Source organism: Paraburkholderia sediminicola (assembly GCF_046030555.1).
Lineage (GTDB): Bacteria > Pseudomonadota > Gammaproteobacteria > Burkholderiales > Burkholderiaceae > Paraburkholderia > Paraburkholderia sediminicola_E.
In genome coordinates, this window is the sequence record NZ_JAQQCH010000023.1 from 96,226 (window position 1) to 118,391 (window position 22,166).

At 63.1% G+C, this 22,166-nt stretch carries 22 protein-coding genes; 14 read left to right on the plus strand and 8 right to left on the minus strand.

Annotated features, from left to right (window positions below):
* The first annotated feature begins 10 nt into the window (after window positions 1–10).
* The 4 genes from sucD to PQQ52_RS27390 all read left to right on the plus strand — a co-directional run bounded on the left by sucD (window position 11) and on the right by PQQ52_RS27390 (window position 4,524).
* The gene (sucD, locus tag PQQ52_RS27375; RefSeq protein ID WP_097390342.1) at window positions 11–892 is read left to right on the plus strand and encodes a succinate--CoA ligase subunit alpha; all 882 of its coding nucleotides are present in this window, start codon (window positions 11–13) and stop codon (window positions 890–892) included.
* Window positions 893–1,037: 145 nt separating this feature from the next.
* On the plus strand, window positions 1,038–1,742 hold the full coding sequence (locus PQQ52_RS27380; RefSeq protein ID WP_408218352.1) for a TerC family protein: 705 nt from the start codon (window positions 1,038–1,040) through the stop codon (window positions 1,740–1,742).
* A gap of 237 nt (window positions 1,743–1,979) precedes the next feature.
* Window positions 1,980–2,603: a pilin gene (locus tag PQQ52_RS27385; protein WP_408218355.1), complete on the plus strand. Its 624-nt coding sequence runs from the start codon at window positions 1,980–1,982 to the stop codon at window positions 2,601–2,603.
* Window positions 2,604–2,739: 136 nt separating this feature from the next.
* The gene (locus PQQ52_RS27390) at window positions 2,740–4,524 is read left to right on the plus strand and encodes a PglL family O-oligosaccharyltransferase (protein ID WP_408218357.1); all 1,785 of its coding nucleotides are present in this window, start codon (window positions 2,740–2,742) and stop codon (window positions 4,522–4,524) included.
* 22 nt (window positions 4,525–4,546) lie between these two features.
* Here PQQ52_RS27390 and PQQ52_RS27395 read toward each other — a convergent pair whose 3' ends face one another.
* Both PQQ52_RS27395 and moaC read right to left on the minus strand, forming a co-directional pair.
* Window positions 4,547–4,672: a hypothetical protein gene (locus tag PQQ52_RS27395; RefSeq protein WP_408218360.1), complete on the minus strand. Its 126-nt coding sequence runs from the start codon at window positions 4,670–4,672 to the stop codon at window positions 4,547–4,549.
* Window positions 4,672–5,148: a cyclic pyranopterin monophosphate synthase MoaC gene (gene moaC / locus PQQ52_RS27400; RefSeq protein ID WP_408218362.1), complete on the minus strand. Its 477-nt coding sequence runs from the start codon at window positions 5,146–5,148 to the stop codon at window positions 4,672–4,674. The genes PQQ52_RS27395 and moaC overlap by 1 nt, the downstream gene beginning before the upstream one ends.
* Before the next feature lie 134 nt (window positions 5,149–5,282).
* Between moaC and PQQ52_RS27405 the strand changes: the two genes are divergently transcribed.
* Window positions 5,283–6,998 carry a M48 family metalloprotease gene (locus PQQ52_RS27405; RefSeq protein ID WP_408218364.1) on the plus strand — a complete coding sequence of 572 codons (1,716 nt, stop codon included), beginning with the start codon at window positions 5,283–5,285 and terminating at the stop codon, window positions 6,996–6,998.
* Window positions 6,999–7,070: 72 nt separating this feature from the next.
* Here the strand turns inward: PQQ52_RS27405 and PQQ52_RS27410 are convergent, their stop codons facing one another.
* The 6 genes from PQQ52_RS27410 to PQQ52_RS27435 form a co-directional block, all read right to left on the minus strand.
* Window positions 7,071–7,643, minus strand: a complete 573-nt coding sequence (locus PQQ52_RS27410; protein WP_408218367.1) for a DUF2946 family protein — start codon at window positions 7,641–7,643, stop codon at window positions 7,071–7,073.
* Window positions 7,636–8,775, minus strand: coding sequence for a YheT family hydrolase (locus PQQ52_RS27415; protein WP_408218369.1), 1,140 nt, complete (start codon window positions 8,773–8,775; stop codon window positions 7,636–7,638). The genes PQQ52_RS27410 and PQQ52_RS27415 overlap by 8 nt, the downstream gene beginning before the upstream one ends.
* 58 nt (window positions 8,776–8,833) lie before the next feature.
* Window positions 8,834–9,280: a nuclear transport factor 2 family protein gene (locus PQQ52_RS27420; RefSeq protein WP_408218371.1), complete on the minus strand. Its 447-nt coding sequence runs from the start codon at window positions 9,278–9,280 to the stop codon at window positions 8,834–8,836.
* Between the two features lie 185 nt (window positions 9,281–9,465).
* Complete coding sequence (gene waaF / locus PQQ52_RS27425) at window positions 9,466–10,491, minus strand: lipopolysaccharide heptosyltransferase II (RefSeq protein ID WP_408218374.1); 1,026 nt, start codon at window positions 10,489–10,491, stop codon at window positions 9,466–9,468.
* A gap of 264 nt (window positions 10,492–10,755) precedes the next feature.
* Entirely contained in the window at window positions 10,756–10,950 is a 195-nt protein-coding gene (locus PQQ52_RS27430) for a zinc-finger domain-containing protein (protein WP_017772808.1), read from the minus strand.
* 78 nt (window positions 10,951–11,028) lie between these two features.
* Window positions 11,029–11,952 carry a branched-chain amino acid transaminase gene (locus PQQ52_RS27435; protein ID WP_408218377.1) on the minus strand — a complete coding sequence of 308 codons (924 nt, stop codon included), beginning with the start codon at window positions 11,950–11,952 and terminating at the stop codon, window positions 11,029–11,031.
* Between the two features lie 202 nt (window positions 11,953–12,154).
* Here PQQ52_RS27435 and PQQ52_RS27440 point away from each other — a divergent pair, with 202 nt between their 5' ends.
* From PQQ52_RS27440 to PQQ52_RS27480, 9 genes are all read left to right on the plus strand, one after another.
* Window positions 12,155–12,901 (plus strand): AzlC family ABC transporter permease, encoded by a 747-nt coding sequence (locus tag PQQ52_RS27440; protein WP_408218380.1) that lies wholly within the window; start codon window positions 12,155–12,157, stop codon window positions 12,899–12,901.
* Window positions 12,898–13,221 (plus strand): AzlD domain-containing protein, encoded by a 324-nt coding sequence (locus PQQ52_RS27445; RefSeq protein WP_408218383.1) that lies wholly within the window; start codon window positions 12,898–12,900, stop codon window positions 13,219–13,221. Before PQQ52_RS27440 ends, PQQ52_RS27445 begins: the two co-directional genes overlap by 4 nt.
* A gap of 275 nt (window positions 13,222–13,496) precedes the next feature.
* The gene (locus PQQ52_RS27450) at window positions 13,497–14,690 is read left to right on the plus strand and encodes a phosphoglycerate kinase (RefSeq protein ID WP_408218385.1); all 1,194 of its coding nucleotides are present in this window, start codon (window positions 13,497–13,499) and stop codon (window positions 14,688–14,690) included.
* A 439-nt stretch (window positions 14,691–15,129) separates the two neighbouring features.
* Window positions 15,130–16,566 (plus strand): pyruvate kinase, encoded by a 1,437-nt coding sequence (gene pyk / locus PQQ52_RS27455; protein ID WP_408218416.1) that lies wholly within the window; start codon window positions 15,130–15,132, stop codon window positions 16,564–16,566.
* Window positions 16,567–16,846: 280 nt separating this feature from the next.
* Window positions 16,847–17,911: a class II fructose-bisphosphate aldolase gene (gene fba / locus PQQ52_RS27460; RefSeq protein ID WP_325044760.1), complete on the plus strand. Its 1,065-nt coding sequence runs from the start codon at window positions 16,847–16,849 to the stop codon at window positions 17,909–17,911.
* A 133-nt stretch (window positions 17,912–18,044) separates the two neighbouring features.
* Window positions 18,045–18,935, plus strand: a complete 891-nt coding sequence (locus PQQ52_RS27465) for a phosphoribosylaminoimidazolesuccinocarboxamide synthase (protein ID WP_028196245.1) — start codon at window positions 18,045–18,047, stop codon at window positions 18,933–18,935.
* Window positions 18,936–19,063: 128 nt separating this feature from the next.
* Window positions 19,064–19,582, plus strand: coding sequence for a 5-(carboxyamino)imidazole ribonucleotide mutase (purE, locus tag PQQ52_RS27470; RefSeq protein ID WP_408218389.1), 519 nt, complete (start codon window positions 19,064–19,066; stop codon window positions 19,580–19,582).
* 101 nt (window positions 19,583–19,683) lie between these two features.
* Window positions 19,684–20,880: a 5-(carboxyamino)imidazole ribonucleotide synthase gene (locus tag PQQ52_RS27475; protein WP_408218392.1), complete on the plus strand. Its 1,197-nt coding sequence runs from the start codon at window positions 19,684–19,686 to the stop codon at window positions 20,878–20,880.
* A gap of 10 nt (window positions 20,881–20,890) precedes the next feature.
* Window positions 20,891–21,943: an L-threonylcarbamoyladenylate synthase gene (locus tag PQQ52_RS27480; RefSeq protein WP_408218395.1), complete on the plus strand. Its 1,053-nt coding sequence runs from the start codon at window positions 20,891–20,893 to the stop codon at window positions 21,941–21,943.
* Window positions 21,944–22,166 lie beyond the last annotated feature (223 nt).

A 22,166-nucleotide genomic window follows, 5' to 3' on the forward strand; every position in this document is an offset into this window, starting at 1 on the left:
AGGTCAATACATGTCGATTCTGATTAACAAAGACACCAAGGTCATCACGCAGGGCATCACCGGCAAAACCGGTCAGTTCCATACGCGTGCTTGCCGTGAATACGCAAACGGCCGCGAAGCGTTCGTTGCGGGCGTGAACCCGAAGAAGGCTGGCGAAGATTTCGAAGGCATTCCTATCTACGCAAGCGTCGCTGAAGCCAAGGCTGAAACGGGCGCGACTGTTTCGGTGATTTACGTTCCGCCGGCAGGCGCTGCTGCTGCGATCTGGGAGGCGGTCGAAGCCGATCTGGATCTGGCGATTTGTATCACGGAAGGCATTCCTGTCCGTGACATGATCGAGCTCAAGGCCCGCATGCGTGCAGAAAACCGCAAGACGCTGCTGCTTGGACCGAACTGCCCGGGCACGATCACGCCAGACGAACTGAAGATCGGCATCATGCCGGGTCACATTCACCGCAAGGGCCGCATCGGCGTTGTGTCGCGTTCGGGCACGCTGACGTATGAAGCAGTTGGCCAATTGACGGCGATCGGCCTCGGCCAATCGTCGGCAGTCGGTATCGGCGGCGACCCGATCAACGGTCTGAAGCACATCGATGTGATGAAGATGTTCAACGACGATCCGGAAACGGACGCCGTCATCATGATCGGCGAGATCGGTGGTCCGGACGAAGCGAATGCCGCTGAGTGGATCAAGGACAACATGAAGAAGCCGGTGGTTGGCTTTATCGCCGGTGTCACGGCGCCTCCGGGCAAGCGCATGGGCCACGCCGGCGCGCTGATCTCGGGCGGTGCGGATACGGCTGAAGCCAAGCTGGAAATCATGGAAGCCTGCGGCATCACTGTTACGAAGAACCCGTCGGAAATGGCGCGTCTTCTGAAGGCGATGCTGTAAAAACGAAATTCGCGCGCAGTCACGGCGCGTTTTTGATACGCTTACGAAACCCTTTCGTGAGCAGGCAGTCCTGAAAAGCGGGGGAGTGTAGACTCCTCCGCTTTTTTATTGCCCACGCGCCCGATTCCTTTTTATTCTTTCACTCATGCTCGAGTTCTTCGCCACGCTCCATTGGGGCGCAGTCATTCAGATCATCGTCATCGACATCCTGCTGGGTGGGGACAATGCTGTCGTAATAGCGCTTGCCTGCCGCAACCTGCCGCCTGCGCAGCGTACGAAAGGCGTGCTGTGGGGCACGGCCGGCGCCATCGTGCTGCGCGTCGCGCTGATTGCGTTCGCCGTGGCGCTGCTCGACGTACCGTTGCTGAAATTCGCCGGCGGCCTGTTGCTGCTGTGGATCGGCGTGCGTCTGATGGCGCCCGCGCATGATGTCCACGAGAACGTCAAGCCGGCCGACAAGCTGATGTCGGCGATCAAGACCATCATCATCGCGGATGCCGTGATGAGTCTCGACAATGTGATCGCGATTGCGGGCGCGGCCGAGGCGGCTGACCCGGCGCACCGTCTCGCGCTGGTGATTTTCGGGCTGGTGGTGAGCATTCCGCTGATCGTGTGGGGCAGCCAGTTGGTGCTGAAGCTGCTCGACCGCTTCCCGATCGTCATCACGCTCGGCGCCGCGTTGCTCGGCTGGATCGCGGGTGGTCTGATCGTCAACGACCCGGCCGGCGACCGTTGGCCGATCCTGGACTCGCCGGTGGCCGAGTACGGCATGAGCATTGCCGGTGCGCTGTTCGTCGTGATCCTCGGTTATCTGCTCAAGCGGCGCAATGCGAATCGCGCAGCGGTTTGACGCTGAGTCTGAGTCGAGCGGCGCAGCACAGGCCGCACGGCGAGCTGAGATCGAACCCGACGCACGAGCGGACCGGCGCGATGCGAACCGCACGCCGATCTGACCTGACCTGAGCGCCGCCGCGTCAGCACAACGTTAGCCATTCGGCTGACTGTGTGGAACGAGCACCGCTGGCTACGATTGAAACGCCTGTCCCCGATTCGAGGGGCAGGCGTTTTGCGTTTCAGGAGCCTGCCGATGACCGTTACTTTGCCGTATTCCCCTTGTTCACACACCACGCTTTCCCCAAGGAATGCGTTCGAACGGGCGCGCTGGACCGCGCCGTTTGCACGCGTCTGCCGCCGTTTCGGTTTCGGCTTTACGTTGATCGAACTGATGATCGTGCTGGCGATTGTCGGTGTAATCGCGGCCTATGCGATTCCGGCGTATCAGGACTATCTGGCCCGCAGTCGCGTGGGCGAAGGGCTCTCGCTGGCGGCATCCGCGCGGCTCGCGGTGTCCGAAAACGCCGCTAGCGGCAATGCGTTCGGCGGCGGTTATGCGTCGCCACCCGGCACCCGCAACGTCGAATCCGTTCACGTCGACGACGACACCGGTCAGATCACCGTCGCTTTCACGACGCGCGTCGCGCCTGCCGGGTCGAATACGCTGACCCTGGTGCCCTCGGTGCCGGACAATGCCGACGCGCCAACTGCGCGGATCGCCTTGAGCAAGGGCGCCGTGCAGGCGGGCGCAGTCACCTGGGAGTGTTTCGCCGGCGGCAAAACGGCCTCCTCGTTGCCAGCACCGGGCGCCGGACCCGCACCTGCCGATGCGCCGTCATTACCGTCGAACCTTGCACCACCGGAGTGCCGCTCGTAAGCGATGGGGTGAAAGATCGGGTGAGTTGTTATCCGAACGTAAAAGGCTGATTTTCGGGATATTTCAGCCCGGCCGGCGCACAGCAGGAGGATTTTTTTGTATAGTGCGCCGGTTGCTGACGCCCACCGGTTACTCGATGCCCACCCCATTTGCGCGCTACCTGTCTCTCATTCTGTTGGCTCTCGCGTTGGTGCTGCCTTATGCAGTCGTCAACCACACGTATCCGATACCGACCTTCTACGCTGAATTCACGGCGCTCGCGCTGTATCTACTGATGGGCGCGGGTGTCGTGCAGCTGGTGTGGACTGCCAGGCCGCGTGTGACGTTTGCGTCGCCGGTTGTCGCGCTGGTGCCGTTGCTGTTCGGGCTGGTGCTGGTGGCGCAATCCGCGCTGCTGCCGGTCTCGCAGCCGTCGATGAACTGGCTTGGCGGTGGTTACCTGCTCGCCGCATTCATGGCGACGCATGCCGGCTACGGCTTCGCACGCGTCAAGCTGAACGAAACAGCGCTGCGCTGGGTGGCCGGGGCGTTGATCGTCGGCGGCCTGTTTGCGGTGTTCTGCCAGGTGATCCAGCTGTTCCACCTCGAGACGCGCGTGTCGCCGCTGGTCGTCGCGTATAACGTGACCGTCGAGCGCCGGCCGTTCGGCAATATGGCGCAAGCGAACCACCTCGCCACCTATATTGCGTTCGCAATGGCGGGTGCGCTGTTCCTCGTGCAGACACGCCGCCTTGCCGTCAGCATCTGGCTGCTCGTCTCGACGATTTTCGCCATCGGGCTCGCGCTGACCGTATCGCGCGGCCCCTGGCTGCAGATGGGCGTGATTGTGGTGGCGGGTTTCTGGATGGCGTTCGCGCAGACGCGTAGTGAGCCGCTCCTGCGCCGCAGCAATCGCGAATGGCTGATCCCGATCGCGTTGGCGGTACTGTTCTTTGTCGTGAACGCGCTGATCCGCTGGGCCAACGTGCACTACCACCTGGAGCTCGGCCAGTCCGCGGCTGAGCGTTTCAAGGACGCCGGCCAGATCGCGCCGCGCCTTGCGCTGTGGAAATACGGTTGGACGATGTTCAAGGCGCATCCGCTGCTGGGTGTCGGTTGGGGCGAGTTTCCGAGCTATCAGTTCGAGTATGCGAAGTCACTGGGCGGCGTCGAGATTGCCAATAATTCGCACGACATCTTCATCGACCTGCTCGCGAAAACGGGTTTGATCGGCCTCGCGATCGTGCTGTTCGGCCTGATCACGTGGCTGATGCGCGTGGTCCGCGCGCCGCAGAGCGCCGCACGTGTGTTCGGCATCGCGTTGATCGGTGTGCTGGTCATGCATGCGCTGGTCGAGTATCCGCAGCAGTACATGTTCTTCCTGCTGCCGGCGATGCTCGTGTTCGGCTTGCTCGAGACACGGCCGCTGCGCCTCGTGCCTGGCCGCCTGTCGTTCGGTGCGTTTGCTGTGATCGTGTTCGGAGGCCTGGCCTCGCTGTATCCGGTGTATCGCGACTACGCGCGCGCCGAGGTGTTGTATTACGGCTCGCGTCCCGCCGAGCAATATCGCGCCGCCCCGTCGTTCCTGTTCCAGGCGTGGGGCGAGTACGGGCTCGCGACGCTGTTGCCGATGAATTCGATGGACTTGCAACACAAGCTCGCCATGCACAAGCAGGCGATCGCGCTGCTGCCGGGTGAAACCGTGCTGCGCCGGTATGCGGTGCTGCAGGCATTGAGCGGCGATACGGCGGGAGCGTTCGACACCGTCGAGCGCCTGAAGATCTTTGCTCAGGAGCTGAAGGACTGGCCGTCGCAGCTGGCCTACCTGTATGCACTATGCGACGAGCAGAAGACGCTGGCCGGTTTCAAGGCGGAACTGGTCAAGCGCTATGGCATGCCGCCAGGCGACGTCAATCAGGACGACGACAGCGACGACGATTGAGCCGCGCTGTCGTTTTGTAGCCTTATTCTTTGCTGTAGCTGTAGCTGTAGCTGTAGCTGTAGCTGTAGCTGTAGCTGTAGCTGTAGCTGTAGCTGTAGCTGTAGCTGTAGCTGACGAGGTGGAGCGGGGCGGCGACGCTGGACGTCATCAACCCGCCACCCAATCCCCCGACTTCCCGCCGTGCTTCTCCAGCACTTTCACATCGGTGATCATCATGCCGCGATCCACCGCCTTGCACATGTCGTACACCGTCAGCAGGCCGACCTGAACGGCCGTCAGCGCCTCCATTTCCACGCCCGTGCGTCCCAGCGTTTCCACTTGCACCGTGCAATGCACGCCAGGCAGCTTTTCATCGAGCTCGAAATCCACTTTCACGCGCGTCAGCGCGAGCGGATGACATAGCGGGATCAGATCGGCGGTGCGCTTCGAACCTTGAATCGCGGCGATGCGCGCGATGCCGATCACATCGCCCTTCTTGGCGTTGCCGTCGCGGATCAGCGCGAACGTCTCCGGCAGCATGCGAATCGAGCCACGCGCGATGGCGATGCGTTTGGTCTCCTGCTTGCCGCCGACGTCCACCATATGCGCCTGGCCGGCAGCGTCGAAATGAGTGAGTTCAGGCATGGTTGGGCTCCTTCAGAGGGCGCCTATCATAGCAGTGTGGTCGGACGGGCCGGGATGATTACAATTACGCTATGTCCGCTATCTTAGTCCGAGCGGCGGGCGTCGCTTTTCGACTTCGTCATACCGACCTCGCGATGCGTTCGAAACGGTTTCTTGCAGCGTTGTTGTCTGTCGCGCTCGCGGCTCCGCCGGGCGCGTTCGCGCAATCGCGCGCCGCTTCGAGTACGAGCCTCGCACTCAATATGCAGTCCGCGGAACCGCCCTTGGAAAGCGGCCCGGTCGAAACCTTTGCCGACCCCACCGTGCCGCCGGACATCGCCCAAGGTGTATTCGGCGTCTATGGCGGCGCGCAGAGCCGCTTCTCCGGCAATAGTGGCGCGACCGCCGGCTGGCGCGCCGCGATCGTCACGCAGCAACTGCCCGACCTCGGCAACGGCGGATCCGGCTCGCTGACGCCGCAAGCCGAGCGCAAACTCGGCGAGCGCGTGATGCGCGAATTGCGCCGCGACCCCGATTATCTCGACGACTGGCTCGTGCGCGACTACCTGAACTCGGTCGCCGCGAAACTCGCCGCAGCGGCGAGCGCGCTCTACATCGGTGGCTATCGTCCGGACTTCGAGTTGTTCGCGGTCCGCGACGCGCAGATCAACGCCTTCTCATTGCCGGGCGGCTTTATCGGTGTGAACACCGGCCTGATCGTGACGACGCAAACCGAGTCCGAGCTCGCCTCTGTGCTCGGCCACGAGATGGGGCACGTCTTGCAGCGGCACATTTCGCGGATGATTACGACCGGCGAGCGCAGTTCCTACGCCGCGCTCGCCGGCCTGTTGTTCGGCATTCTGGCGGGTGTGCTCGCGCATAGCGGCGATCTCGGCAGTGCGATTGCGATCGGCGGTCAGGCCTATGCGGTCGACAATCAGTTGCGTTTCTCGCGCTCCGCCGAGCATGAAGCGGACCGCGTCGGCTTTCTGCTGCTGGCCGGCGCCGGCTACGATCCTTACGCGATGACGACGTTTTTCGGCCGCCTCGATCGTGCGGCAATGAGCGACACGGGCATACCGGCCTACGCGCGCACCCACCCGCTGACCGGCGAACGAATCGCCGACATGGAAGACCGTGCGCGGCGCGCGCCTTACCGGCAGCCGCATCAGACGTCCGAATATGGTTTTGTGCGGGCGCGGGCGCGCCTGCTGCAGGATCGCTCGCGCAGTGAATACGCGGACGAGATATCGCGCCTGCGCTCCGAAATCGAGGACCGTACCGCGGTGAACGTCGCCGCGAACTGGTACGGGATTGCTTACGGGCAGATGCTGCTTGAGCGATACGACGATGCGGCTGCGTCGCTGGCTTCGTCGCGTGCTGCGTTTGCAGCGGGTGAACGCGGTGAAGGTGAGCCCATGCGCAGTTCGCCGAGCCTCGACGTGCTGGCGGCCGACATTGCGCGTCGCACCGGGCGTGACGACGAGGCGGCGCGTCTTGCCGATTTTGCGCAGAAACGCTGGCCGCAGTCGAACGCCGCGATCGACATGCATATCCAGACGTTACTGACCTTGAAGCGATTTGCCGACGCGCAGGCTCTGGCGCTTAAAGCAACGCATGCACAACCCGATCAACCTGCCTGGTGGATGTATCTCGCGCAGGCAAGCGCCGGCAGTGGAGATGCGTTGACGCAGCATCGGGCGCTGGCCGAAAAATTCGCACTCGAGGGGGCCTGGCCGTCGGCCATCCGGCAACTGAAGGAAGCGCGTGATCTGAAGGCGATCGGCTACTACGATCTCGCTACCGTCGACGCCCGGTTACATGAAATGGAAAGCCGCTACAAAGAGGAACGGCTTGATGAGAAGAGTTAGTGGTTGCTGGCATTCGCGATCTGACCAGACCGTGGACCACGCAAGGGACCCGGACGCCAAACGGGCAAAAGACTAGGCATTCGCCGCCGGACTCTCGACAAACCCGAACCGCGCGGCCACCTCATTTCGCTGCACACCCTGCAAGGGCAGCACAACCCCATTGTTCCAGCGAAACGCCCCGCTCAGCGAGTCGTCGCCCAACGTTGCGTGATCAGAAAAAACCTCGAGATCATGATCGTGCAAAACCGCGACTCTCGGTGGCGCCGAGCCATCGACAAACAGAATCCCACCTTCATCATCGACAAACACGGCCGAAGGCTCGAAAGCCCCGCCGGCCTGATCCGTCAAGGAAAGCACCCCAGCGGCATCGGCGGACAACCTCACCACCCACGGCGTATAACCCAACTCGATATACACGCGCTGCGGCCCATTCTGGAAGAACCACTGACCGTGTTCATCGGCGTCGTAATTCCGATTGATAAATCCGAGCAACGCCTCATGCCGGATCGGCGTACCTGGCGCACCACTGGCCTGGGCGGCTTCATCGCGCATGCGCCAGTTGCCGCGCCGGTCCAGCATCAACCATCCGATGCAACTTGGCACATTCGGCCATTTGGCCAGGGCCTGCTTGACGATGTCATCCATGATCGACGTACCGCTCCAGATAACCGAGCACGCGCCGCGACAACCAGTCGATGCGGCCCGGGAAAGGTCCGGTCATAAAGCCGGCGTGGCCGCCGTGCCTGGGTTGATCGAGTTCTACTGACGCCGACACCTCGTGCCGCGCCGGTAATGCTTCGGCCGGCAAGAACGGGTCGTTGCGTGCGTTCAGCACCAGCGTCGGCACGGCAATCCCAGGCAGTAGCGGTCGCGTGGTCGCGCTGCTCCAGTAATCGTCGGTATCGCGAAAGCCGTGCAGCGGCGCCGTCACCACGTTGTCGAAGTCGTACATTGTGCGGCTCTCCAGCATTGTGTCGCGGTCGAACAGCCCCGGAAACTGCACCAGCTTCTGCTCGGCCTTCTGCTTCAACGTCTTCAGGAAACTGCGTGTGTAGACCATGCCGAAGCCTTGGGACAATGCACGGCCGCCGGCATGCACGTCGATCGGCGTCGAAATCGCCGCGGCAGCCGAGATTACTGGCGACGCATCTTCACGCCGCTCGCCGAGCCAGCGCAGCAGCACATTGCCGCCGAGCGACACGCCCGCCGCCACGATCGGCCCACGATGTGTGGCGCGCAAACGCCGCAGGATCCAGTCGACTTCGTTGCTGTCAGCGAGATGGTAGAAACGCGGCAAGAGATTCAGCGTTCCACTGCAACTGCGAAAGTGCGGCACGACGCCATGCCAGCCGTATTCGCGCGCGGCCGCCATCAATGTGGCGGCGTAGTGCGATGTGGACCCGCCTTCGAGGCCGTGAAACAGGACGAACAGCGGAGCATCGTCTGCGGGAGCTTGAGGTGGGGACGCGGGGGCCAGCGCGGAGGCTGTCGCGCTGTCATGCACCACCCAATCGAGATCGATGAAATCGCCATCAGGCGTATCCCAGCGTTCGCGCTGGAAGGTAATGGCTGGACGGCGCGCAAACAGCGACGGGACAATGGTCTGCGCATGCCGGTTCGGCAACCAGAGCGGCGCGCGATAGAGCAGATCGACGGTGGCCTCGACAGCGGCCGCGGCGCGTGCTGCGCCGGCAGAAGCGGATTTATCGTGCGTCGTTTCCCAATCCCCTGCGGGGACGGCCTTCGGGGCGAGCGACTTCCTGCGAGGCGTACTCATACCAGCGTCGAAGCAAAAAAGGTAAAACCCGCAAAACAGAGGTGACGCCCATCAGGCGTCAGTGCAGCGACCCCTGACCATGCCGCATCTTTGTAGCGAACTGACTGGCGGCCTCATTCGGCATCGGACTCGCATGGATATGCGCAATCCGCCATTCGCCGCGCTCGTGGACCATGACGTAAGTCGTGAACACCATCGCGGGCGTAGCCTTGGGATCGGCCGGCCGGTGTGCTTCGGCAATGGCGTAGACGACGGTGCCGAGGCTGTCGTAGACGCGAATATCGAGCGGTTCGATTGAAACGGGCGTGGTTTCGAGCTGAATTTGCAAGCCGGCGCGAATGCTGTCGAGGCCGTGCAGGTGCGAGCCGTCGGCACAGATGCAGCTAACGAACTCCTCATCGATCCACAGGCCCATCAAGCTGTCGATATTGACCTCGGCGACGGCCTGGTAATAGGCATTCAGCGTATCGGCGGCGGCTTCGAAGATATGGGCAAAACGTGGCATGGCTCGTCAGTCTCTTGTGCGCGGCGCGCGGTTGCGGGGCAGCGGTCAGCGGTCAGCGGGACAGTCCGGAGCACCGGACAATCGCACCTAAGCGCGAGAATGCCCGCGCCGCAAGGCGCGAACATGACGCGACGCGCTCAGGGGCGCGCGGTGTTGCGTGCAAGTATCAGTCGAATCAACCGGGTTCAACGTTGCGCAAGCAACATGCCGCGCAAATCGCCGAATACCTGCTCGGCGCTCAACTGCTTCAGACAGTTCAGATGCCCGAGCGGACACTCGCGCTGAAAACAGGGGCTGCATTCAAGATGAAGCCATTGTACCTTCGCGAGCTCAGACAAGGGCGGCGTGTGGCGCGGATCGGTTGAACCGTAGACGGCCACCAGCGGCCGGCGCAGCGCCGCTGCGACGTGCATCAGGCCGGAATCGTTGGTGACGACTGCATTGGCCCGTGAGATCAGCGCACAGGCCTCGCCCAGCGCGGTCTGGCCGCACAGGTTACGCACGTTCGGCGCCTTCTCGGCGATGGCCTGGGCAAGCGGCGCATCTTTCGGCGAGCCGAGCGCGATGATCTGCGTATACGGGAACGATTGACCGACCATCTGCGCGAGCGCTGCGAAATGCTCGGGCGGCCAGCGCTTGGCCGGGCCGTATTCGGCGCCCGGGCAGAACACCAGCAGTGGCACGCGCGTATCCAGATTGAAGCGCGCGGAGACGCGCGAGGCTTCGTTCAGGTCCGCTTCGAGCCGCGGCATCGGCAGGTCGTCGGGGATTTTGGCGCCTGGTGCGTAGGCAAGGGCGGCGTAGTGGCCGACCATCGGCGGGCGCTCGTCCTTGCGCGGATTCGCATGGCGCACGTTCAGCAAGCCGTAACGGCTTTCGCCGGTGTAGCCGATGCGCAGCGGAATGCCCGCCATCCACGGAATCAGCGCCGACTTGAGCGAATTCGGCAGGACATAGGCCGCGTCGTAGCCGACATCGCGCAAGTCGCTCGCCAGTTGCCAGCGGCGCAGCATCTGCAGCTTGCCGTGCGCGAGGTCCGTGGCGTAGACGTCGCGGATCTCGGGCATGCGTTCGAGCACGGGTGCGACCCATGAGGGCGCGACCGCGTCGATCACGATGCGCGGATGCAATTTCACGAGGCGCGCAAACAGCGGCTGCGCCATCAATGCGTCACCGATCCAGTTCGGTGCGATAACCAACGCGCGACGCATCAGAGTGAGTGTCCGGTGTCGAAACGAAGCGCCGCGCGAGTCATGCGCGTGGCGTTCGATTGTGTAAAAGAGGAAAAGCCGCGTGCCTTGCGGCGCAGATCCGGCATGGCCGGCGCCGCCGCGGCTGCGGTTTTGCTGCGAAGCGCTTGCCTCGCCACCCTCTGCTGCAAAAGCACAGCCGGTCCGTCACATGACGAACCAGGCAGCAGGCGCGTCGGCAAAGAGCGCCGCAAGCGATCAGCGATCAGCGCGCAGTGTTCAAGGTTAGTGACCCTTGACCACTTCGCCGTCGCGCAGCTTGTAGCGCGTACCACAGTAGGGACAGCGCGCTTCGCCGTGCGTCACGTCGATAAAGACACGCGGGTGCGTGCTCCAACGCGGCATCGACGGATTCGGGCAATACGCCGGCAGGTCTTTTGCCGACAGTTCGACCAGCGGCATTTCCTTGATTTCGCTCATGGGGACTTTCTCGTTGTATGCAGAGTGCGTGCGTTGCGCCGCCGGAAGGCCGAGGGCCGAAGGGCGGCGCAGCGTACGTTAGATCTTGGTGAGCCAGTGCGCGTACTTGTCGCTCTTGCCGTTCACGATATCGAAGAAGCCCGACTGCAGTTTCTCGGTGATCGGGCCGCGTGCGCCCGAACCGATCGTGCGATTGTCGAGTTCGCGGATCGGCGTGACTTCCGCGGCGGTGCCGGTGAAGAACGCTTCGTCGCAGGTGTAGACCTCGTCACGCGTGATGCGTTTTTCGATCACCTGGATGCCCGCGTCGCGCGCCAGCGTAATGACCGTGTCGCGCGTGATGCCGTCGAGGCACGATGCCAGATCCGGCGTGTACAGCTTGCCGTTGTTCACGAGGAAGAAGTTTTCGCCCGAGCCTTCCGACACGTAGCCGTCCACGTCCAGCAGCAGCGCTTCGTCGTAACCGTCGGCAATCGCTTCCTGGTTGGCGAGGATCGAGTTCACGTACCAGCCCGACGCCTTGGCGCGAACCATCGACACGTTCACGTGATGGCGCGTGAACGACGAAGTCTTCACGCGGATGCCCTTGGCAATACCGTCTTCACCGAGGTAAGCGCCCCACGGCCAGGCGGCGATCGCCACGTGGATCGTGTTGCCCTTGGCCGACACGCCGAGCTTTTCCGAGCCGACCCAGATGATGGGGCGCAGGTAGCAGGACTCCAGCTTGTTTTCGCGGACCACTTCGCACTGCGCGGCTGCCAGTGTTTCGTGGTCGAATGGCACGTCCATCTGGAAGATCTTGGCCGAATTCAGCAGGCGCTTGGTGTGTTCCTGGAGACGGAAAATCGCTGTGCCGCCGTCCGCCGTCTTGTAGGCGCGCACGCCTTCGAAAACGCCCATGCCGTAATGCAGCGTGTGGGTGAGCACGTGGATCGTGGCATCGCGCCAGTCGATGAGCTTGCCATCCATCCAGATCTTGCCGTCGCGGTCGGCCATTGACATACGATTCTCCAGCGGGTGCGGTGTAGGGTGTGAGAGCGTCATTTTAGCGTCTTTTGCACACGAAACGGGCATTTGGCCGCACGGCGGGCGCTATAATTCGGCGCACGCATAATTCATATCCGGATGCGCCAGCGGGTGCTTGACGACCTGGCGCCGACCTCCCTTCGTTGCGGCGCCCCCTGGTGCCAATGCGTTTCGCCTCATGCTCGCTCGTCTGTCAGATACAGATCGCCGTGCCTTTCGTCAGGGCGCGCGCGACTATTCGCCCACGCTGATGGCGATTTTCTCCTGGGGTCTCGTCACCGGCATCGCAATGAGCAAATCCGTGCTCACGCTGCCGCAGGCGCTCAGCATGTCGCTGCTGTGCTACGCCGGATCGTCGCAATTGGCCGTGCTGCCGCTGCTCGCCGCCAAATTGCCGATCTGGACCGTGCTGCTCACGGCCGCGATGGTCAATACGCGTTTCGTGATTTTCAGCGCCGGCCTCGCGCCGCATTTCTCCTATTTGCCCATGTGGCGGCGCATCGTGCTCGGTTATTTCAACGGCGATGTGATCTATCTGCTATTCCAGAAAAAGAGCTTCCAGACCGGTTACGTGCCGGGCAAGGAGGCGTATTTCTGGGGCATGGCGACGTGCAGCTGGCTGTCGTGGCAGGTGTCGTCGATCGTTGGCATTCTGCTGGCGAGCCTGATTCCCGACAACTGGGGCCTCGCGCTCGCGGGCACGCTGGCGCTGCTGCCCATCATGGTGTCGGCGATCGCCACGCGTTCCACGCTGGTCGCCGTCAGCGTCGCCGGTGTGGTGTCGCTGCTCGCTTTCGACCTGCCGTACCGGCTCGCGCTGCCGCTCGCGGTCATCGCGGCGATTGTCGCCGGCAGCGCGGCCGATCTGATGGTCGAGCGCGCCGATTTGCGCCGCATCCGTAACAGCGCCGGAGATTCCCGATGACATCCACGCAGATCTGGCTGGCCATTATTGGCATGACCTTCGTCACCGCGGTGACACGCGCGATGTTTCTAATCGGCGGCGAGCGCACGGTTTTGCCGGCGCGTGTCCAGCGGATGCTGCGCTATGCGCCGGCCGCCGCGCTTGCCTCCGTCGTGCTGCCCGATGTGCTGGCGACGCCGGACGGGCTCTCCTTCGCACCGTCGAACCATGAGTTTTACGCAACGTTGTCCGGTCTTGCGTGGTTTTTGTGGCGGCGCACCATGCTCGGCACGATTGTGGTGGGAATGGTCGTGTTCACGCTCTTGCGCCTCTTCATGTAATTGATCGAACGGAAAATGCTGCGCCGCCACATGCGCGGTGCATCCTTCAAATACGGGACATTCGCCTGGTCGCGGGTCAGAAGGTAGTGTGGATCAGTTAAAATGGTCGTTTCCGGGATAAGCGCGCCGCTGCATGGCGCGACAGCCGCGGCCATGCCGCCGGCACCCGATTCAGTGGAGCCGCTGCCGTGCCGAAGCGCTGGAGTTTGCCGCGCTTGGGACCCCAGCGCGTTGTCCGCCACCGCCTTCCCATCAACTCGCATGCACAAAAGCCCATGAACAAGGTATTGCGTCTCTCCGATCTGATCGCCGAAGGCAAGCTAGCCGGCAAACGCGTGTTCATCCGCGCCGATCTGAACGTGCCGCAGGACGATCAAGGCAACATCACCGAAGACACCCGTATCCGCGCCTCCGTGCCTGCGATCAAGGCCGCGTTGGACGCGGGCGCCGCCGTGATGGTCACCTCGCACCTGGGCCGCCCGACCGAAGGTGAGTTCAAGCCGGAAGATTCGCTTGCGCCGGTCGCGAAGCGCCTCGCCGAGCTGCTCGGCCGTGACGTGCCGCTGGTCGCCAACTGGGTCGAAAATGGCGTGAACGTCGCGCCGGGCCAGGTCGTGCTGCTGGAAAACTGCCGCGTCAACAAGGGCGAAAAGAAAGATTCCGACGAGCTCGCGCAGAAAATGGCGAAGCTCTGCGACATCTACGTGAATGACGCATTCGGCACCGCGCACCGCGCTGAAGCCACCACGCACGGAATCGCCAAATATGCGCCGGTCGCTTGCGCCGGCCCGCTGCTGGCCGCTGAGCTCGAAGCGCTCGGCAAGGCGCTGGGCGCGCCGAAGCGTCCGCTGGTGGCGATCGTCGCCGGCTCGAAGGTGTCCACCAAGCTGACCATTCTGAAGTCGCTGGCCGACAAGGTCGATCAGTTGATCGTCGGCGGCGGCATCGCCAATACGTTCATGCTGGCGGCTGGCCTGAAGATCGGCAAGTCGCTCGCCGAAGCCGATCTGGTCGCAGAAGCCAAGGTCATCATCGACGCAGCGAAAGCCCGCGGCGCGTCAGTGCCGATCCCGACCGACGTGGTCACGGCGAAAGCGTTCTCGCCCACCGCCAAGGCTGAAGTCAAGGCTGTCGCGGATGTAGAGGACGACGACATGATCCTCGACATCGGACCGGAAACCGCCAGGGTGCTCGCCGCACAACTGGAAAAAGCCGGCACGATTGTGTGGAACGGTCCGGTCGGCGTGTTCGAATTCGACCAGTTCGGCAACGGTACGAAGACGTTGGCTGACGCGATCGCCAAATCGTCGGCGTTCTCGATTGCAGGCGGCGGCGATACGCTCGCGGCGATTGCCAAGTACGGCATCCACGACAAGGTTAGCTACATCTCGACGGGCGGCGGCGCCTTCCTCGAGTTCCTCGAGGGCAAGAAGCTGCCCGCGGTCGAAGTTCTGGAATCACGGGCTTAACGTGGTGACGCGCTCCCCCTCAGCGAAGTCTGCAAAAGCGCGCGGCAGCCAGCCTACCGGCAAGCCGCGCAACACCGCAGCAGCAAAGGCAGGGGAGCGCGAAGCGCGCTCCGCCGCCACAACGGCCGTGGCTGAAGCCGCGGCCCCGCAGCAGCAGGAATCCGAGTTGTCCCTCGCGCTCGCGGAGTTGACCACTGCCAGCGAGGCAGCGGAATTGTCCACCGGACAAACCGCCCACTCGCCGGCAGAACTCCCGGACGAAGAGGTCGCGCTCGCCCCCCCACCGGCCCCCCCCGTGCTGGTATCGAACACCGCTTCACCCCATAAAGCGACGCTGGTTTCAACCGGCGCGCAGTCCCCAGCAGCACCCTTCGGTGCGCAGCCTCCGCATCCGACTCGCAGCGCTCATTCCAGCGATCCCACCCAGACGAGGAGACTCATGCATCGCGCCACCAAGATTGTCGCTACCATCGGACCGGCTTCCAGTACGCCGGAAATCCTGCTGCAAATGATTCAGGCAGGGGCCGACGTGGTGCGGCTCAATTTCTCGCACGGCACCGCCGACGACCACCGCCAGCGCGCCGAATTCGTGCGCGAGGCGGCCCGCCAGGCCGGCCGTGAAGTTGCCATCATGGCTGACCTGCAAGGCCCGAAGATCCGGGTCGGCAAATTCGAAAACGGCAAGACCACGCTCGTTCCCGGCAACCCGTTCATCCTCGACGCCGAATGCGAACTCGGCAACGACGACCGCGTCGGCCTCGACTACAAGGACCTGCCGCGAGACCTGAAACCGGGCGACGTGCTGTTGCTCAACGACGGCCTGATCGTGCTGGACGTCGTGCGCGTGCTCGGCAGCGAGATCCACACCACCGTGAAGATCGGCGGCGATCTGTCGAACAACAAGGGCATCAATCGCCAGGGCGGTGGTCTGACGGCGCCGGCCCTGACGGCCAAAGACATGGAAGACATCCGCACGGCGATGTCGCTCGGTGTGGATTTCGTCGCGGTATCGTTCCCCAAGAACGCCACCGACATGGAAATGGCTCGCCAGCTCGCGAACATCGCGGGGGCGCCTTACGGCATCAAGCCGAAGATGATCGCGAAGATCGAGCGCGCGGAAGCGATTCCGGCACTGCAAGGCATCCTCGACGCATCGGACGGCATCATGGTCGCGCGCGGCGACCTGGCCGTGGAAGTGGGCAATGCCGCAGTTCCCGCGCTGCAAAAGCGCATGATTCGTATGGCGCGCGAATCGAACAAGTTCGTGATCACCGCGACCCAGATGATGGAATCGATGATCTACGCGCCGGTGCCGACCCGCGCCGAAGTGTCGGACGTCGCCAACGCGGTGCTGGACGGTACGGACGCGGTGATGCTGTCAGCCGAATCCGCAGCGGGTAAGTACCCGGTGCAGACCATCGAGACGATGGCGGCGATCTGCCTCGAAGCCGAAAAGTCGGAGCAGTCGGAGCTGGACAAGGATTTCCTCGACCGCACGTTTACGCGAATCGACCAGTCCATCGCCATGGGCGCGCTGTTCACGGCGTTCCACCTGGGCGCGAAGGCGATCGTTGCGTTGACCGAATCGGGTTCGACCGCGCTCTGGATGTCGCGTCACTGGACGCACGTGCCGATTTTCGCGCTCACGCCGCGCGTCGGCAGCGAACGGGCCATGGCGCTCTACCGCAATGTCACGTCCTTGCATCTGGACACGAGCACCGACCGCGACACCGCGTTGCAGCAGGCGCTGGAAACCGTGGTCAGCAAGGGTTACGCGTCACGCGGCGACATGGTGGTGCTGACCGTCGGCGAGCCGATGGGCCAGGCAGGCGGCACGAATACGCTGAAGATCGTGCGCGTCGGCGAGCCTTATTGATTGGGCAACGTAGTCAGCAGGATTGCTCGATCGGCGCGCTCCGCATGGGACCCAAGTAAGCGCTAAAGCGCTAACTCGGGTCGACAGAGGTTTGATTGAGCGAAGTAGGCTGTCATGCCCCGCGAGAGGCGGCGCACAGACTCCAATTGCGCGTGCGGTAAAGGTCCGCAAGTGACGCGCTTTAGGGAATGGGTGAACGGGTATGCAGCTTGCTTCGCGATAAAATCGCCCAAAAAGATGCCGACGGCACAGAATTCGTTTCAATCTAAGGAGTTACAGCATGCCTCTCGTATCAATGCGTCAACTGCTGGACCATGCCGCCGAAAACGGTTATGGCATTCCGGCATTCAACGTGAACAATCTGGAGCAGGTGCAGGCGATCATGTTCGCGGCCGACAAGGTCAACGCGCCGGTCATCATGCAGGCGTCGGCCGGTGCCCGTAAGTACGCGGGTGAGCCGTTCCTGCGTCACCTGATCGAAGCCGCGGTCGAATCGTACCCGCACATTCCGGTCGTGATGCACCAGGACCACGGCCAGTCGCCGGCGGTCTGTATGGCGGCGATCCGCAGCGGTTTCACCAGCGTGATGATGGACGGTTCGCTCGAAGCCGACGGCAAGACGGTCGCATCGTACGAATACAACGTCGAAGTCTCACGCAAGGTGGTTGAAGCCGCGCACTCGATCGGCATCACGGTGGAAGCGGAACTGGGCGTGCTCGGATCGCTGGAAACCATGAAGGGCGACAAGGAAGACGGCCACGGCGCGGAAGGCACGATGACCCGCGAACAACTGCTGACCGACCCGGAGCAGGCTGCCGACTTCGTCAAACAGACGCAATGCGACGCGCTCGCGATCGCGATTGGTACGTCGCACGGCGCGTACAAGTTCAGCAAGAAGCCCACGGGCGACATCCTGTCGATCCAGCGCATCAAGGAAATTCACCAGCGCATTCCGAATACGCACCTGGTCATGCACGGTTCGTCGTCGGTGCCGCAGGAACTGCTAGCGGAAATCCGCGAATTCGGCGGTGACATGAAGGAAACCTACGGCGTGCCGGTCGAGGAAATCCAGGAAGGCATCAGGAACGGCGTGCGCAAGGTCAATATCGATACCGACCTGCGTCTGGCGATCACCGGTGCGATCCGCCGTTACATGGCGACCAATCCTGGCAAGTTTGACCCGCGCGATTACCTGAAGCCGGCGCGTGAAGCCGCGATGAAGATCTGTCTCGAGCGCTTCACGCAATTCGGCTGCGAAGGCCAGGCTGGCAAGATCAAGCCGGTTTCGCTTGATAAAATCGCGGAGAAGTACAAATCGGGCGACCTCGCGCAAGTCGTCCGCTAAGCTATAACCAAGCTCTACACTTGGCTGATTGGCCAGGTTGTCGTTCGATCGCCGTTCCCGCATCATCCGGGGAACGGCGTTTCCCTTTTGTTCCGGTCACACTTTTTTGCCCCACTTTTAGCGAACCACGACGATGTCTACCCTTTACGAATCCACGCTCCACTCGCTGCCGCTGCTCGGCCGCGGTAAAGTCCGCGACAACTATGCGGTGGGCAACGACCAGTTGCTGATCGTCACGACCGACCGTCTGTCGGCGTTCGACGTCATCATGGGCGAGCCGATTCCGAATAAGGGCCGCGTGCTCAACGAAATGGCGAACTTCTGGTTCGAGAAACTCAAGCACGTGGTGCCGAATCACCTCACGGGCGTGGCGCCCGAATCCGTGGTGGCGGCTGACGAAGTCGAGCAGGTCAAGGGCCGTGCGGTGGTGGTGAAGCGCCTTGAGCCGATCCTCGTCGAGGCGGTGGTGCGCGGCTACCTGGCCGGCAGCGGCTGGAAAGACTACCAGGCAACCGGTTCGGTCTGCGGCGTGGAACTGCCGCCGGGCCTGCAAAACGCGCAAAAGCTGCCCGAGCCGATTTTCACGCCGGCAGCCAAGGCCGAAATGGGCCACCACGACGAAAACATTACGTACAACGAGATGGAGCGTCGCATCGGTACCGAACTGTCGGCCACGATCCGCGACATCTCGATCAAGCTGTACAAGGAAGCCGCTGACTACGCTGCCACGCGCGGCATCATCATCGCGGATACGAAGTTCGAATTTGGTCTGGACAATCACGGCCAGCTGTATCTGATGGACGAGGCGCTGACCGCCGATTCGTCGCGCTTCTGGCCGGCTGACCAGTATCAGGTCGGCACCAACCCGCCGTCGTTTGACAAGCAGTTCGTGCGCGACTGGCTTGAAACGCAGCCGTGGAAGAAAGAGCCGCCCGCACCGAAGCTGCCGGACGACGTGGTCACGAAGACGGGCGAGAAGTACCAGGAAGCGCTCGAACGCCTGACCGGACACAAGCTCGCTTAATTACGCGCGCCTGTTGGATCCGCCCCGCGTGAGAAAGCGCCGGGCCGCCCCAGGTTTGCTCACCCCCTCGGGGGCTGGTGCGAAGCGACAGGTTTGGGGGCGCTCTCAAGAAAGAAGGAAGCCGTAAGATGAGTGAAGTCCAGACTACCCATACGCATGGTGCGCCCGTTATCGGCGTGCTGATGGGTTCCAGTTCCGACTGGGAAGTGATGAAGAACGCCGTCGCGATTCTGCAGGAATTCGGCGTGCCGTATGAAGCCAAGGTGGTGTCCGCGCACCGGATGCCCGACGAGATGTTCGCGTACGCCGAGAGCGCGCGTGAGCGCGGCATTCGCGCGATCATCGCGGGTGCGGGCGGCGCGGCGCATCTGCCGGGCATGCTGGCGGCCAAGACCACCGTGCCGGTGCTCGGCGTGCCGGTGACGAGCAAGTATCTGAAGGGCGTCGATTCGTTGCATTCGATCGTGCAGATGCCCAAGGGCGTGCCGGTCGCCACGTTTGCAATTGGCGAGGCGGGCGCGGCGAATGCGGCGCTGTTCGCGGTGGCGATTCTGAGCGGCACGAGCGCTGAATATGCGGAGAAACTGGCTGCGTTCCGCGTGCGCCAGAACGAAGCAGCCCACGCAATGGTGCTGCCGGCGCTGTAAGCGCCAAGGCTGATTGCTTTAGACGTCCCCATGTCTGACCCCCGGCCGGATGCGGCTATTGCAGGTTTTGCATGCGCATCCGGTTGTGACCGACCACTAAGATGAACCCAGACAACACACCGGTTTCACCGATTCTGCCCGGCGCATGGCTTGGCATGGTCGGTGGCGGCCAGCTCGGCCGCATGTTCTGTTTTGCCGCCCAGGCGATGGGCTATCGCGTCGCCGTGCTCGATCCGGACGAGAACAGTCCCGCGGGCGCGGTCGCCGACCGCCATATCCGCGCGGCTTATGACGACGAAGCGTCGCTCACCGAACTCGCGCGGCTGTGCGCGGCGGTGTCGACCGAGTTCGAGAATGTGCCGGCCACGAGCCTCGACTTTCTCGCTAAAACTACGTTTGTCAGCCCGGCCGGCCGTTGCGTCGCCGTGGCGCAAGACCGGATTGCCGAGAAGCGTTTTATCGCGTCGTCGGGCGTGTCGGTGGCGCCGCACGTCGTGATCGAATCGTCGGACGCGCTGGCCGCGCTCGACGACGCGAAGCTCGACGCCGTGCTGCCGGGCATTCTCAAGACCTCACGCATGGGCTACGACGGCAAAGGCCAGATCCGTGTGCGCAACGCCGAGGAAGTGCGTGAAGCGCACGCGTCGCTCGCGGGCGTTCCGTGCGTGCTGGAAAAGCGCTTGCCGCTGAAGTTCGAGGTGTCCGCGCTGATCGCGCGCGCGGCGAACGGTGCGTCGGTGGTGTATCCGCTGGCGCAGAACACGCATCGCGACGGCGTGCTGTCGCACACGATTGTCCCCGCGCCGGATGCGAGCCCGACACTGGTCGGGCAAGCGCAACAGGCCGCGCTGCAAATTGCGGACAAGCTCGGCTATGTCGGCGTGCTATGCGTCGAGTTCTTTATTCTCGAAGACGGCTCGCTCGTCGCCAACGAAATGGCGCCACGTCCGCACAATTCCGGCCATTACACCGTCGACGCCTGCGCGACCAGCCAGTTCGAACAGCAGGTCCGCGCGATGACCAGTATGCCGCTCGGCGACACGCGCCAGCATTCGCCGGCGGTGATGCTGAATATCCTCGGCGACGTCTGGTTCCCGGGTGGCCCGAAGCAGGCGGCCGTCACGCCGCCGTGGCACGAAGTCGCCGCGATGCCGGCGGCGCGTTTGCACCTGTACGGCAAGGAAGAAGCACGTTGCGGGCGCAAGATGGGTCACGTGAACTTCACGGCCGCGACGCTCGAAGAAGCCCGCACGGCGGGGCGCGATTGCGCGCGGCTCCTGCATATCGTCACGAGCTGAAGCGAGCGCCATGCCGGATCAAAGCAAACCTGCCGAGGGTGGCGCCACGAGCGTCTTGCCTGTGGGCGCTGCGCAGATCGAACATGCGGCCGCGCTGCTCGATGCGGGCGGCCTCGTCGCCTTCCCGACGGAGACTGTCTACGGACTCGGCGGCGACGCCGAGAGTCCGGACGCGGTTGCACGTATTTACGCGGCGAAGGGCAGGCCGGCGAATCATCCGGTGATCGTGCATCTGGCGCCGCAGGGCGATCCGAACTACTGGGTCGAGCATTTGCCGGCGGAGGCGCAGCGCTTGATCGATGCGTTCTGGCCGGGACCGCTCACGCTGATTCTGAAGCGCGCGGCGCGAATTAATGCAGCAGTGAGTGGTGGGCAGGATTCGGTGGGTTTGCGCTGCCCGTCGCATCCGGTTGCTCAGGCTTTGCTGGAAGCGTTCAGCGCGCTGCGTGGTGGACATGGTGGCGTGGCTGCGCCGTCGGCGAATCGCTTCGGCCACGTCAGTCCGACGACTGCGCAGCATGTGCGCGACGAGTTCGGCGGCGCGATTCATGTGCTGGACGGCGGTGCATCGGATGTCGGGATTGAGTCGACGATTCTGGATCTGTCACGCGGGTTTCCGGCGCTGTTGAGGCCGGGGCGCGTCACGCCGCAAGATATCGCCGATGTGCTTGGCGAGGCGCCACGTTTGCCGGACGGATCGGACGCGACGGCTCCGCGGGCTTCGGGTACGTTGAAGGCGCACTATGCGCCGCGTACACCATTGGCTTTGTTGCCGTTTGACGCGTTGCAGACTTTGCTCGCGGCGCGGCAAGACGATGAACGAGTGGCGTTGGTCGCACGGGTGTCTCGCGCAGGGGACTGGGCTCATGCTGATGGTGTGCATTTCATTGCCGCGCCTGAAGATCCGCATGTTTATGCGCGTGAGTTGTATGGATTGCTGAGGGCGCTGGATCGCGCGGATGTGAGCCGGATTCTGATCGAGAAGCTGCCGGACACGATTGAGTGGATCGCGGTCAATGACCGACTCGGCCGGGCGGCGGCTGCATTCGAAGCGCAAAGGTGATTGGGGTGGGGTCTTTGCCTGTTCGGCGGCTTTGGTTTTTTGTTGATCTGGCTTTTTGGTCTTTCGTTGGTCTGGCTTCTTTGGCCTTTTCTTGAATTCTTAGTGGTCTATTAGCGTTTGCCCCTGTGCGGGGCGGCACTTACTTTCTTTGCCGCCGCAAAGAAAGATAAGCAAAGAAAGCGGCTCACACCGCCAGCTTACAAGCGGGTCCCCTAGCTTGGAG

What these genes read in the sequence shown, in the direction of transcription:
- PQQ52_RS27440 (WP_408218380.1), top strand. Translation starts at nt 12,155, where the DNA reads ATGCTCGCTCGTCTGTCAGATACAGATCGCCGTGCCTTTCGTCAGGGC.
- PQQ52_RS27450 (WP_408218385.1), top strand. Translation starts at nt 13,497, where the DNA reads ATGAACAAGGTATTGCGTCTCTCCGATCTGATCGCCGAAGGCAAGCTA.
- pyk (WP_408218416.1), top strand. Translation starts at nt 15,130, where the DNA reads ATGCATCGCGCCACCAAGATTGTCGCTACCATCGGACCGGCTTCCAGT.
- waaF (WP_408218374.1), bottom strand. Translation starts at nt 10,491, where the DNA reads ATGCGTCGCGCGTTGGTTATCGCACCGAACTGGATCGGTGACGCATTG.
- moaC (WP_408218362.1), bottom strand. Translation starts at nt 5,148, where the DNA reads ATGCCTGAACTCACTCATTTCGACGCTGCCGGCCAGGCGCATATGGTG.
- PQQ52_RS27435 (WP_408218377.1), bottom strand. Translation starts at nt 11,952, where the DNA reads ATGTCAATGGCCGACCGCGACGGCAAGATCTGGATGGATGGCAAGCTC.
- PQQ52_RS27430 (WP_017772808.1), bottom strand. Translation starts at nt 10,950, where the DNA reads ATGAGCGAAATCAAGGAAATGCCGCTGGTCGAACTGTCGGCAAAAGAC.
- PQQ52_RS27445 (WP_408218383.1), top strand. Translation starts at nt 12,898, where the DNA reads ATGACATCCACGCAGATCTGGCTGGCCATTATTGGCATGACCTTCGTC.
- PQQ52_RS27385 (WP_408218355.1), top strand. Translation starts at nt 1,980, where the DNA reads ATGACCGTTACTTTGCCGTATTCCCCTTGTTCACACACCACGCTTTCC.
- PQQ52_RS27405 (WP_408218364.1), top strand. Translation starts at nt 5,283, where the DNA reads ATGCGTTCGAAACGGTTTCTTGCAGCGTTGTTGTCTGTCGCGCTCGCG.
- purE (WP_408218389.1), top strand. Translation starts at nt 19,064, where the DNA reads ATGAGTGAAGTCCAGACTACCCATACGCATGGTGCGCCCGTTATCGGC.
- PQQ52_RS27380 (WP_408218352.1), top strand. Translation starts at nt 1,038, where the DNA reads ATGCTCGAGTTCTTCGCCACGCTCCATTGGGGCGCAGTCATTCAGATC.
- PQQ52_RS27410 (WP_408218367.1), bottom strand. Translation starts at nt 7,643, where the DNA reads ATGGATGACATCGTCAAGCAGGCCCTGGCCAAATGGCCGAATGTGCCA.
- PQQ52_RS27395 (WP_408218360.1), bottom strand. Translation starts at nt 4,672, where the DNA reads ATGACGTCCAGCGTCGCCGCCCCGCTCCACCTCGTCAGCTACAGCTAC.
- PQQ52_RS27420 (WP_408218371.1), bottom strand. Translation starts at nt 9,280, where the DNA reads ATGCCACGTTTTGCCCATATCTTCGAAGCCGCCGCCGATACGCTGAAT.
- PQQ52_RS27475 (WP_408218392.1), top strand. Translation starts at nt 19,684, where the DNA reads ATGAACCCAGACAACACACCGGTTTCACCGATTCTGCCCGGCGCATGG.
- PQQ52_RS27465 (WP_028196245.1), top strand. Translation starts at nt 18,045, where the DNA reads ATGTCTACCCTTTACGAATCCACGCTCCACTCGCTGCCGCTGCTCGGC.
- sucD (WP_097390342.1), top strand. Translation starts at nt 11, where the DNA reads ATGTCGATTCTGATTAACAAAGACACCAAGGTCATCACGCAGGGCATC.
- PQQ52_RS27480 (WP_408218395.1), top strand. Translation starts at nt 20,891, where the DNA reads ATGCCGGATCAAAGCAAACCTGCCGAGGGTGGCGCCACGAGCGTCTTG.
- PQQ52_RS27390 (WP_408218357.1), top strand. Translation starts at nt 2,740, where the DNA reads ATGCCCACCCCATTTGCGCGCTACCTGTCTCTCATTCTGTTGGCTCTC.
- PQQ52_RS27415 (WP_408218369.1), bottom strand. Translation starts at nt 8,775, where the DNA reads ATGAGTACGCCTCGCAGGAAGTCGCTCGCCCCGAAGGCCGTCCCCGCA.
- fba (WP_325044760.1), top strand. Translation starts at nt 16,847, where the DNA reads ATGCCTCTCGTATCAATGCGTCAACTGCTGGACCATGCCGCCGAAAAC.